The organism is Pseudomonas sp. FG29, assembly GCF_057809355.1.
Genome location: NZ_JBMDJU010000014.1, coordinates 61,856 through 73,899, shown reverse-complemented (window position 1 = coordinate 73,899; position 12,044 = coordinate 61,856). Strand labels below are relative to the sequence as shown.

General features: G+C 64.0%; 10 protein-coding genes. 7 read left to right on the top strand and 3 right to left on the bottom strand.

Annotated features, from left to right (window positions below):
- Positions 1–61: 61 nt before the first annotated feature.
- The 5 genes from speB (at position 62) to ACODS1_RS15480 (ending at position 6,538) form a co-directional block, all read left to right on the top strand.
- Positions 62–1,021, top strand: a complete 960-nt coding sequence (gene speB, locus ACODS1_RS15500; protein WP_489086361.1) for an agmatinase — start codon at positions 62–64, stop codon at positions 1,019–1,021.
- A 91-nt stretch (positions 1,022–1,112) separates the two neighbouring features.
- Positions 1,113–2,495 (top strand): sodium:solute symporter family protein, encoded by a 1,383-nt coding sequence (locus ACODS1_RS15495; protein WP_489086360.1) that lies wholly within the window; start codon positions 1,113–1,115, stop codon positions 2,493–2,495.
- A gap of 96 nt (positions 2,496–2,591) precedes the next feature.
- Entirely contained in the window at positions 2,592–4,193 is a 1,602-nt protein-coding gene (locus ACODS1_RS15490; RefSeq protein WP_489086359.1) for a 5-guanidino-2-oxopentanoate decarboxylase, read from the top strand.
- A gap of 180 nt (positions 4,194–4,373) precedes the next feature.
- The gene (locus ACODS1_RS15485) at positions 4,374–5,714 is read left to right on the top strand and encodes a purine-cytosine permease family protein (protein WP_489086358.1); all 1,341 of its coding nucleotides are present in this window, start codon (positions 4,374–4,376) and stop codon (positions 5,712–5,714) included.
- A 92-nt stretch (positions 5,715–5,806) separates the two neighbouring features.
- Positions 5,807–6,538, top strand: a complete 732-nt coding sequence (locus tag ACODS1_RS15480) for an MBL fold metallo-hydrolase (protein ID WP_489086357.1) — start codon at positions 5,807–5,809, stop codon at positions 6,536–6,538.
- Positions 6,539–6,544: 6 nt separating this feature from the next.
- Here ACODS1_RS15480 and ACODS1_RS15475 read toward each other — a convergent pair whose 3' ends face one another.
- Both ACODS1_RS15475 and aceK read right to left on the bottom strand, forming a co-directional pair.
- Complete coding sequence (locus tag ACODS1_RS15475) at positions 6,545–6,676, bottom strand: PA1414 family protein (RefSeq protein WP_017362870.1); 132 nt, start codon at positions 6,674–6,676, stop codon at positions 6,545–6,547.
- 232 nt (positions 6,677–6,908) lie between these two features.
- The gene (gene aceK / locus ACODS1_RS15470; RefSeq protein WP_489086356.1) at positions 6,909–8,627 is read right to left on the bottom strand and encodes a bifunctional isocitrate dehydrogenase kinase/phosphatase; all 1,719 of its coding nucleotides are present in this window, start codon (positions 8,625–8,627) and stop codon (positions 6,909–6,911) included.
- A 204-nt stretch (positions 8,628–8,831) separates the two neighbouring features.
- On the opposite strand from aceK, the gene ACODS1_RS15465 reads away from it, so the two are divergent.
- The gene (locus ACODS1_RS15465; RefSeq protein WP_489086355.1) at positions 8,832–9,731 is read left to right on the top strand and encodes a DMT family transporter; all 900 of its coding nucleotides are present in this window, start codon (positions 8,832–8,834) and stop codon (positions 9,729–9,731) included.
- Between the two features lie 220 nt (positions 9,732–9,951).
- Here ACODS1_RS15465 and cysK read toward each other — a convergent pair whose 3' ends face one another.
- Positions 9,952–10,923 (bottom strand): cysteine synthase A, encoded by a 972-nt coding sequence (cysK, locus tag ACODS1_RS15460; RefSeq protein WP_489086354.1) that lies wholly within the window; start codon positions 10,921–10,923, stop codon positions 9,952–9,954.
- Between the two features lie 207 nt (positions 10,924–11,130).
- Between cysK and ACODS1_RS15455 the strand changes: the two genes are divergently transcribed.
- Entirely contained in the window at positions 11,131–11,976 is an 846-nt protein-coding gene (locus ACODS1_RS15455) for an AAA family ATPase (protein ID WP_277700451.1), read from the top strand.
- The last annotated feature ends 68 nt before the right edge of the window (positions 11,977–12,044 follow it).

The following is a 12,044-nucleotide window of genomic DNA, read 5'->3' as shown; positions in this document are numbered from 1 at the left end:
CTTCCCGATACCTGACTGGCCGAGAATCCGGCCACAACCAGAACGAGCCTGAGGCCTACCCATGGACAAGACCTTCCACCAGCCCCTGGGCGGCAATGAAATGCCCCGCTTCGGCGGCATCGCCACCATGATGCGCCTGCCCCATATCCAGAGCCCCGAGGAAAAACGCCAGCTCGACGTCGCCTTCGTCGGCGTGCCACTGGACATCGGCACCTCGCTGCGCTCCGGCACCCGCTTCGGCCCGCGCGAGATCCGCGCCCAGTCGGTGATGATCCGCCCCTACAACATGGCCACCGGCGCCGCTCCCTTCGACTCGCTGAACGTCGCCGATATCGGCGACGTGGCGATCAACACCTTCAACCTGCTCGACGCCGTACGCATCATCGAAGAGGCCTACGACGAGATCGTCGAATTCGGCATCAAGCCGCTGACCCTGGGCGGCGACCACACCATCACCCTGCCGATCCTGCGCGCCCTGCACAAGAAGTACGGCAAGATCGGCCTGGTGCACGTCGATGCCCACGCCGACGTCAACGATCACATGTTCGGCGAGAAGATCGCCCACGGCACCACCTTCCGCCGCGCCCAGGAAGAAGGCCTGCTCGACAGCGAGCGCGTGGTGCAGATCGGCCTGCGCGCCCAGGGCTATACCGCCGAGGACTTCAACTGGAGTCGCAAGCAGGGCTTCCGCGTGGTGCAGGCCGAAGAGTGCTGGCACCAGTCGCTGGCGCCGCTGATGGCCGAGGTGCGCGAGAAGGTCGGCGGCGGTCCGGTGTACCTGTCCTTCGACATCGACGGCATCGACCCGGCCTGGGCGCCCGGCACCGGCACCCCGGAGATCGGCGGCCTGACCACCATCCAGGCGATGGAGATCATCCGCGGCTGCCAGGGCCTGGATCTGATCGGTGGCGACCTGGTCGAGGTCTCCCCGCCCTACGACACCACCGGCAACACCTCGCTGCTGGGCGCCAACCTGCTGTACGAAATGCTCTGCGTGCTGCCCGGGGTTCAACGCCGCTAAGGCGCCTCCCTTTCAACCCGGCGCCTCGCCTGAGCGCCGGGTAGATCCTTGCTGCTCAGGCCACAACAACTACAAGAACTGGAGAGCCAACATGGCTTTAGATCTATTCGTCGTTCTGCTCTACGTCGCTGCCATGCTCGCACTCGGCTGGTACGGCATGCGCCGCGCGAAAACCCGTGAAGATTATCTGGTCGCCGGCCGCAACCTGGGCCCCGGCTTCTACCTCGGCACCATGGCCGCCACCGTGCTCGGCGGCGCCTCTACCATCGGCACGGTACGCCTCGGCTATGTGTACGGCATTTCCGGTTTCTGGCTGTGCGCCGCGCTGGGCCTGGGCATCGTCGGCATCAGCCTGCTGTTGGCCAAACCGCTGCTGAAACTGAAGATCTACACCGTCACCCAGGTGCTGGAGCGCCGCTACAACCCGACCGCGCGCCACGCCAGCGCCGTGATCATGCTGGTCTACGCGCTGATGATCGCCGCCACCTCGACCATCGCCATCGGCACCGTGATGCAGGTGCTGTTCGGCATGCCGTTCTGGGTCGCCATCCTGGTCGGCGGCGGCATCGTGGTCGCCTACTCCACCATCGGCGGTATGTGGTCGCTGACGCTCACCGATATCGTCCAGTTCCTGATCATGACCGTCGGCCTGGTCTTCATCCTCATGCCACTGTCGATCAGCGATGCCGGCGGCTGGGATACGCTGGTCGCCACCCTACCAGCCAGCTACTTCTCCTTCACCAGCATCGGCTGGGACACCATCGTCACCTACTTCCTGATCTACTTCCTCGGCATCTTCATCGGCCAGGACATCTGGCAACGCGTGTTCACCGCTCGTAGCGAACGTGTCGCCCGCATCGCAGGCACCACCGCCGGCCTGTACTGCGTGCTTTATGGCCTGGCCGCCGCGCTGATCGGCATGGCCGCCAAGGTGCTGCTGCCTGAGCTGGACAACGTCAACAACGCCTTCGCCAGCATCGTCCAGCACAGCCTGCCAGACGGTGTCCGTGGCCTGGTCATTGCCGCCGCCCTGGCCGCCCTGATGTCCACCGCCAGCGCCGGCCTGCTGGCGGCTTCGACTACCGCCGCGCAGGATCTGTGGCCGCTGTTCGGTGGCCGGGACGAGGACGGCGACGTGCACAAGAACCGTGTGTTTACCCTGCTGCTCGGCGTCGTCGTATTGGCCATCGCTCTGGTCGTCAGTGACGTGATCAGCGCCCTGACCCTGGCCTACAACCTGCTGGTTGGCGGCATGCTGGTGCCCCTGCTGGGCGCGATCTACTTCAAGCGTGCAAGCACCTTCGCCGCCATCCTCAGCATGCTGTGCGGCAGCCTGACTGCGGCGCTGTTCATGTTCCTCGACGGCCTGGATGCCAATACGCCGATCTACTACAGCCTGGCGATCGGCACCGCGACCTTCTTCGTCGCCAGCCTGCTGTCGCCACGTAGCGCGGCAGCCAGCCATGCGCTCTGAAACGCCTCATGCAATGCCCGCCCTCGGGCGGGATTCGGCGAAGGTGATGCACTCACCTTCGCCCCTTTATCTGTCCCGTGCGGAAGGAAGCAGCCCATGACCACCTGCGGCGAATTTCTCGTCAGACAACTCGAAGCCTGGGGTGTCGACACCGTGTTCGGCATTCCCGGCGTGCATACCGTGGAGCTCTACCGTGGCCTGCCGACCAGCGGCATCCGCCATGTCACCCCACGCCACGAACAGGGCGCCGGCTTTATGGCCGACGGCTACGCGCGCGTCTCGGGCAAGCCGGGTGTGTGCTTCATCATCACCGGGCCGGGGATGACCAATATCCTCACCGCCATGGGCCAGGCCTACGCCGACTCGATCCCGATACTGGTGATCTCCAGCGTCAACGAGCGGTCGCGCCTGGGCCTGGGCAAGGGCTACCTGCACGAGTTGCCCAACCAGCGGGCGATAACGGCAGGCGTCACTGCATTCAGCCATACCCTGATGAGCGTCGAGGAACTGCCTGGCGTGCTGGCCCGTGCCTTCGCCGTATTCGAGGGTGAACGGCCGCGCCCGGTGCATATCGAGCTGCCGCTGGACATCATCACCGCCGACGCTACGCACATGCCTCTGGCGTCGCGACCGACGCTGCGCCGTCCGGCACCGAATCGCACGCTGATTCGCGAAGCCGCCGGGCTGCTCAAGCAAGCCGAACGTCCTCTGCTGCTGCTCGGCGGTGGCTGCGTCGCGGCAGAAGCCGAAGCCCGCGCCCTGGCCGCCGCATTGGACGCCCCCACCGCGCTGACCATCAACGCCAAGGGCCTACTACCGCCGGGCCATCCGCTGCTGCTGGGCAGCAACCAGTCGCTGCGCCCGGTACGCGACCTGGCGCTGGAGGCCGATGTAGTGCTGGCCATCGGCACCGAGCTGGGCGAGACCGACTACGACGTGGTGTTCGACGGCGACTTCCGCCTGCCTGGCCGCTTGATCCGCATCGACATCGACGGCCAGCAACTGCAGCGCAACTTCACTCCACACCTGGCGATTCAGGGCGATGCGCGCCTGGCCATGCGCATGCTGCTGGCCGAGTTCGATCCCCGTCAGCCAGGCGAACACAGTCCCGGTGCCCAGCGTACCGCCGCCGTGCAGGAGCGTCTGGCCGAAGATTTCAGTGGTTGGGCGCACTACCGGCAGTTGTTCGATTGCATCCTCGATGCCCTGCCCGATACCCGCTTCGTCGGCGATTCGACGCAGACCGTGTACAGCGGCAATCATCTGGTCGAGCTGGACGGCGCGCGGCGCTGGTTCAACGCCTCCACCGGTTACGGCACCCTCGGCTACGGCCTGCCAGCAGCCATCGGCGCCAGGCTGGCCGAGCCGGCGCGACCGGTGATCAGCCTGATGGGCGATGGCGGCATCCAGTTCACCATCGCCGAACTGGCCAGCGCCGTGGAAGCGCGGGTCGGCATCATCGTGCTGCTGTGGAACAACGCCGGTTATGGCGAGATCAAGCGCTACATGCAGCGCCGCGATATCACCCCGATTGCCGTCGACATCTACACCCCGGATCTGCTGGCCATCGCCCGTGGTTTTGGCTGCGCCGCCGAGCGTGCGCGCGACCACGCGCATCTGGCCGAGCTGCTGCGTAGCGCGCCTGAAGACCGCCCCTTGATCATCGAAGTGCAGGAGGCCGCGCCCTTTCATCCCTGATTACATTGATCGCGGCTAAAGCCCCTCCCACAGGGGAGCCTCGCTTTCCGTGGGAGGGGCTTTGGCCGCAACATCCCGCCCCCGGACTGCATCCGGGCTACGGGCATAACCACAAGACTCAGCTGCATCACTGACTGCCGTACCAACAACATCAATAAGCAAGCATCGGAGAGTCGTTCCATGTTCAAGAATCTCAGCCAGCATTTCGGCCAGGACGGCCTTGCCCCTACCGACCAGGCGCATCGCAGTCTCGGCCTGGGCGGCACCATCGCCCTGTGGCTGGGCGCCAACGTGGTGGTCACCACCATCCTCACCGGCATGCTGCTGGTGCCGGATCTGAAATTCACCCAGGCCATGCTCATCGTGCTGATCGGCTCGGGCATCGGCATCCTGCCGCTGGTGTTGGTCGGTCTGATGGGGCAGCGTTCCGGCCTCACCACCATGGTGCTGGCACGCGGCAGCTACGGCTCGCGCGGCGCCAAGCTGCCCTCGCTGGTCAACCTGCTGACACTGCTGGCCTGGAGCTGGATCCAGGCGCTGCTGGCCGGCATGAGCCTGAACTACGCGGTGGAGCACCTGACCGGCTACTCCAACCTGCCGCTGTTCACCATCCTCTGCGAAACCCTGGTTCTGCTGATCGCCCTGCGCGGCCACCTGGGCATCGAGCGGGTCGAGCGCTGGGCCGCCATCGGCATGCTCCTGCTGGCCGGTGCGGTGTTCTACGTGATGGGGCAGAAATTCGAGTTCGCCAATCTGTTGGCCATGCCGACCGAGCCGCGTAACGAGATCACCCCCGGTGTCGCCTTCGATATCGTCATCGCCACCGCCTTCTCCTGGATTCCGCTGGCCGCCGACTACAACCGCAACTGTCGCAGCCAGGGCGTGGCGGCGGTCGGCACCTGGGTCGGCTATGTCGCCGCCACCCTGCTGGCCATGGGCCTGGGCGCCACGGTATCGGGCTTCTCGGTGCTCACCGGCATGGAGCAGACCTACGACCCGGCGGTGCTGCTGGCCGGTTTCGGTTTCGGTCTGCCAGCGGCCATCGTGGTGTTCCTCTCGGTGATGACCACCAACGTCATGTGCGTCTACAGCGCCTCGCTGTCGTACCTCAACATCAGCCCGAAAACACCGTTCTGGAAGCCAGCACTGGCCATCGGCGTGCTGTCGATCCTTGGCTCGCAGATCCCCGGCATCCTCGACAACTTCCAGAGCTTCCTGCTGGTGATCGGCAGCGTGTTCATCCCGGCCTTCGCCGTGCTGATCGCCGACTACTTCCTGATCCACAAGGGCCAGTACGCCGTGGACGAACTGCTCAGCGAGGATGGCGGCCGCTACCGTTACCTGAACGGTTTCAACCCGGCGGCCTTCGTTGCCTATGGCCTGGGCGCGGTGCTGGCCTACTACTGGGGCTGGGTTTCGCCGCTGGCCTGGGGTGCTTCGCTGCCGGTGTTCCTGCTCACCGCCGCCAGCTACGCCGTGCTGCGTCGCTGGGTGCTGGTGCCGCGAGCACAGCTGGCGTAGCGTGATGACAATCGTAGCGGGTTGCACCCGCCCTACCCGCCATACGAATCTGTAGGGGCGGGTGCAACCCGCCAATGAGGCAAGTCCCCGTCATGAAAATCGTCAGTCGCGACCGCTGGTTCGAGGTGGAACACCGCCACGACGGCATCTGCCTGATCCACGAGCCATACGTGCGCCCCTTCTACCGCTGCAACATGTGGCATGTGCAGGGGCGCGAACATGACGTGCTGATCGACTCCGGCTCCGGCCTGGTCAGCCTGCGCGAGCAACTGCCCTGGCTGACCGAAAAGCCGCTGCTGGCGGTGGCCAGCCACTGCCACTTCGACCATATCGCCGGGCATCACGAATTCGATGAGCGCCTGGTGCATCCGGCCGAGGCCGACATTCTGGCCGCGCCGGATGGCGCCAATACCCTGGCGACGGACTTCGTCGGCGACGACATGTTCGAGGCGCACCCGGATTGCCCGCTGTGCTACGCCGAATACAGCGTCCGAGCGGCACCGGCCACGCGCCTGATTGAAGATGGCGACGTGCTGGATCTGGGTAATCGGGTGTTGCAGGTGCTGCACACACCCGGCCACTCACCGGGTGGCATCAGCCTGTGGGAAGCGAGTACGCAGACGCTGTTTTCCGGCGACATCCTCTACGACGGCCCGCTGATCGAGGACGCCTACCATTCGAATCTGGAGGATTACGCGCACAGCCTGACGCGCCTGCGCGAACTGCCGGTACGCACCGTACACGGCGGGCATTTCGCGAGTTTTTCGGGGCAGCGAATGCGCGAGCTGATAGACGCCTGGTTCGACGCCCATCGGCTCGCCTGAAAAGCTTCAGCGGCGCTGACGCGCTTCGCGCCGCAGGCGCTCCTGCTCGGCCTCGCTGATACGAATGGGCTGGGGCTGCGGGACGAGGCCAAGGGCCTGTAGCAGGGCTTGCAGTTGTTCTTGCAGCTTGGCGAGCATGGATACTACCTCCTGCCAAGTAAAGGGAAGAGCCCGCTGGGCTCACCTAACAGACCGTTGGAAAACTACCTGCGTTGGCAATACTGCGTTAAAAACACCCTCAAAATGCTCATTTACAACACGTAAACTGCGCTTTTTCGGCCGTTTTTGCCTTGTCTTGCCTGCCTCGCCGACGTTTTCAACGGTCTGTTAACAGATTAGGTCTGCCAAGGCGGATTTCAACCAGGCCCGGTCAAATTACCGGGCTCTTGCGTCGATACGGGAAGACGTCGATCACCTTGCCTGCACGAATCGCTTCCTGCAATTGCTTCCAGTAATTGGCGTCATAGAGATTGCCATGCAGCTTGCTGAATAGCTGACGCTGCTTGATATCGGCAAACAGGAACGGCGGAAACTCCTCGGGGAACACGTCCATCGGCCCCACCGAGTACCAGGGCTCCGAACTCATCTCATCCTCGGGGAAACGCGGTGGCGGAATGCGGCGGAAATTCACCTCGGTGAGAAAACAGATCTCGTCGTAGTCGTAGAACACCACACGGCCATGGCGGGTAACGCCGAAGTTCTTCAGCAGCATGTCACCGGGGAAGATATTGGCCGCCGCCAGTTGCTTGATGGCCAGGCCGTAATCGTCCAGCGCCTCGCGCACCTGTGGCTCGTTGGCGCTTTCCAGATAGAGATTGAGCGGGGTCATGCGCCGCTCTGTCCAGCAGTGGCGGATCAGCACGGTATCGCCCTCCACCACCACGGTCGAAGGCGCCACCTCCAGCAGCTCGGCCAGGCATTCCGGCTCGAACTTGGCCTTAGGGAAACGGAAATCGGCGAACTCCTGGGTATCGGCCATGCGCCCTACCCGGTCGACACTTTTCACCAGGCGGTACTTCTCGATCACCGTGTTGCGGTCCACCGTCTTGGCATGGGCGAAACGGTCCTTGATGATCTTGAATACGGTGTTGAAGCCCGGCAGGGTGAACACGCTCATGACCATGCCGCGCACACCCGGCGCCATGATGAAACGGTCGTCGGTGCTGGCCAGGTGGCCGATCAGCGCGCGGTAGAACTCCGATTTGCCGTGCTTGTAGAAACCGATCGAGGTGTACAGCTCGGCGACGTGCTTACCCGGCAGGATGCGCTTGAGAAAGCCGACGAACTCTGCGGGAACAGCCACGTCGACCATGAAATAGCTGCGGGTGAAGGAGAAGATGATCGACACCTGTGCCTCGTCGGTGATCGCCGCATCGGCCTGGATGCCATGGCCTTCCAGATGCAGCAGGGGAATCGCCAGCGGCCACTGTTCATCGCGGGTATAGATGCGCCCGATCAGGTAGGCGCCCTTGTTGCGATAGAGCACCGAAGAGAACAGCTCGATGCACAGCTCGGGATCCTTGCACACCCAATCCGGCAGGCTGGCGCGCAGCTGTTCTTCCAGACGTTGCAGATCGCGCGGCAGGTCTTGGTAGGGCACGTCGAAACGATAGTCGTCGAAGATCGCCTGCAAGGTCGCGCCCAACTCACCCATGGGCCGGTAGCTGCGGGTCTGGGCGCCACCCGGACGGCCGCGCAACGATGGCCGAGTGGTATGGATGAACATGCAGCCGTCGCTGATCAGGTCATGACTGAACAGGCTGCAGAAGATCGAGTTGAACCAGGTCTCCGCCAGCTCATCGTCGAAACGCAGGTCGATCAGCGTGATGTAGGCACTTTTCACCAACGGCCACTGGCCCACCTCCAGCAATCCGGCTTCGAAGCCCTGCTGCAGCCGATCACGGGTCTGCGCCACCTTCTCTTCGTACAGATTGATGCGCGCCGCCGACGCTTGCTGCGCAGCCTGCCACTGCGCGTGCTCGAAACGGGCACGGGCGCCATCGGTGATCAGCCGAAACTGCTCGCGGTAGTCATCGAAACCCTCGAGGATCAGCTGAGCGATCTCGCCAGCCGGCCAGTGCTGTCCCATTACCCACGCCTCGTCCGCAGTGATCAGCCGAGCTTAGCCGACAACATGGGGCTCGATGCAATCGGCAATCGCCCGTCGCGGCTGAAGCCCCTCCCACACGCTCCTGCGACAACGCACTGTGCAGGCATTCAAAAGCGCAATGTGGATTGCCAGCGCCTCGCCCAGCGGCAACACTCTCGCCCCCACCCTGCCGGATACTTCGCCTTGCGTACCGCCGACCTCTTCCGCCTGTTGCTGCTCGCCGCCATCTGGGGCGCCAGCTTCCTCTTCATGCGCGTTGCCGCGCCGGTACTGGGCAGCATGCCGACCGCCTTCTTTCGTGCCAGTTTCGGCACGCTGGGCTTGCTCGCCGTACTCCTGCTGCTGAGAACGGGCTGGGATTTTCGCGGCAAATTTCGCATCTGCCTGGTACTCGGAGTGATCAACGCCGGCCTGCCCTCGGCCATGTACTGCCTGGCGGCGCTGATCCTACCAGCCGGTTATTCGGCGATCTTCAACGCCACCACGCCGCTGATGGGCGTGCTGATCGGTGCGTTGTTCTTCCATGAGGGCATTACCCCGAGCAAAGCCACAGGGGTGTTCATCGGCCTTTTAGGGGTGGCGGTGCTGACCCGCACCGGCCCGGTGGCCTTCGACATGCAACTGTTGCTGGGCGCTGGCGCGTGCCTGGTGGCTACCACCTGCTATGGCTTCGCCGGTTTCCTGACCCGGCGCTGGATCGGCCAGCAAGGCGGCCTGGATAACCGCCTGACCGCCTTCGCCAGCCTGCTTGGCGCCAGCCTGTTCCTGCTGCCACTGCTGGCCGGCAGCCTGGTTCTGCAGCCACCGGTAAGCTGGGGCGGTATCGAGGTGTGGCTGTCGCTGGCCGGTCTCGGCCTGCTCTGCACGGCCTTCGCCTACGTGCTGTATTTCCGCCTGCTGGCCGATATCGGCCCGATCAAGGCCAGCACCACCACATTTCTGATTCCGCCATTCGGCGTGCTGTGGGGCGCGTTGCTGCTGGGCGAGCCACTGAGCTGGGACTACCTGCCCGGCTGCGTGCTGATCGCCCTGGCCCTGTGGCTGGTGGTGCGCCCGAGCGTGGCAAAAACGTCGCCCGGATGAAATCCGGGAAACAAGCGATGAAAACCCAGAGGCCTTGCGGAACCACGAACCTGTAGGAGCGGCGCCCCGCCGCGAATCTGGGCAGCGCGAACTCGAATAGCGTCGCCCCGAGGCGGGGCTCCTACGAAAAGCGGCCATTCAGAACGGGTGGATCGCGCTTTATCGCTCCACCCAAGCGGTGGATGTGAAAAGCGACATCCACCCTACGCCTGCACCTACCTTACTGCTGCAGCTCCTGCTCGGTGAACATGTCGCTGAACAACATGCTCGACAGGTAACGCTCACCGGAGTCCGGCAGGATCACCACGATGGTCTTGCCCTGCATTTCCGGCCTCTCCGCCAGGCGCACGGCCGCCATCATCGCCGCGCCACAGGAAATGCCGCAGAGAATGCCCTCTTCGCGCATCAGGCGCAGGGCCATGGCCTTGGCGTCGTCATCATTGATCTGCTCGACCCGGTCGACCATGGCCAGGTCGAGGTTCTTCGGCACGAAACCCGCGCCAATACCCTGAATCTTGTGCGGCGCCGGTTTGACCTCGTCACCGGCCAGGGTCTGGCTGATCACCGGCGAGCCCACCGGCTCCACCGCCACCGACAGAATCGGCTTGCCCTGGGTCTGCTTGATATAGCGCGAAACACCGGTGATGGTGCCGCCGGTGCCGACGCCAGAGACCAGCACGTCGATGGCGCCATCGGTATCACGCCAGATTTCCGGCCCGGTGGTCTTCTCGTGGATGGCCGGGTTGGCCGGGTTCTCGAACTGCTGCGGCAGGAAGTAGCCGGGATTGGCAGCGACCAGCTCGTTGGCCTTCTCGATGGCGCCCTTCATGCCCTTGGCCGGCTCGGTCAGTACCAGCTCGGCCCCCAGGGCCTTGAGCACCTTGCGTCGCTCCAGGCTCATCGACGCCGGCATGGTCAGAATCAGCTTGTAACCACGCGCGGCAGCGACGAAGGCCAGGCCGATGCCGGTGTTGCCCGAGGTCGGCTCGACGATGGTCATGCCCGGCTTGAGCACGCCGCGATCCTCGGCATCCCAGATCATGCTGGCGCCGATGCGGCACTTCACCGAATACGCCGGGTTGCGGCCTTCGATCTTGGCCAGGATGGTCACGCCTTTCGGGCCCAGGCGGTTGATCATCACCAGCGGCGTGTTGCCGATGGCCTGGGCGTTGTCTGCGAAGATACGACTCATGATGGAAGTCCTTGCGGGCAGGAAAAGCTCCAAGCCTATGCCGCGGCCTGGCGCGCGTCCAGCCAGCAGACCGAAAGCAGGGTGACTCGCCATTCAGTGACTGAATACTGCGTCTGCGTTCACAGCCACCAAAGCAGCGCGTTATAGTCGCGTTCTGAATTTCTGCTGCGGGCCGGCCCCGCGCGTTACCGTTCCGAGGATTTTCCGATGAAGTTCGAAGGCACCCAGTCCTACGTCGCCACCGACGACCTCAAGCTCGCGGTCAACGCCGCCATCACCCTGCAGCGCCCGTTGCTGGTCAAGGGTGAGCCGGGTACCGGCAAGACCATGCTCGCAGAGCAACTGGCCGAGGCCTTCGGCGCCCGCCTGATCACCTGGCACATCAAGTCCACCACCAAGGCGCACCAGGGCCTCTACGAGTACGATGCGGTCAGCCGCCTGCGCGATTCGCAACTCGATTCCGACAAGGTTCACGACGTTCGCAACTACATCAAGAAAGGCAAGTTGTGGGAGGCGTTCGAGTCCGACGAACGCGTGATCCTCTTGATCGACGAGATCGACAAGGCCGACATCGAGTTCCCCAACGACCTGTTGCAGGAACTCGACAAGATGGAGTTCTACGTTTACGAGACCGACGAGACGATCAAGGCCAAGCAGCGCCCGATCATCATCATCACCTCGAACAACGAGAAGGAGCTGCCGGACGCCTTCCTGCGCCGCTGCTTCTTCCACTACATCGCCTTCCCCGATCGTGACACGCTGAAGAAGATCGTCGACGTGCACTACCCCAACATCAGCGGCGAGCTGGTGGCTGAGGCGCTGGACGTGTTCTTCGACGTGCGCAAGGTGCCGGGCCTGAAGAAAAAGCCCTCGACCAGCGAGCTGGTGGACTGGCTCAAGCTGCTGATGGCCGACAACATCGGCGAAGCCGTGCTGCGTGAACGCGATCCGACCAAGGCCATCCCGCCGCTGGCTGGTGCGCTGGTGAAGAACGAGCAGGACGTACAGCTACTTGAGCGCCTGGCCTTCATGACCCGCCGAGCCAGCCGTTAAGAGGCTTGTCTCCCCTCTCCCGCTTACGGGAGAGGGGCCGGGGGAGAGGGTAGCCGCTGCGTCGATAT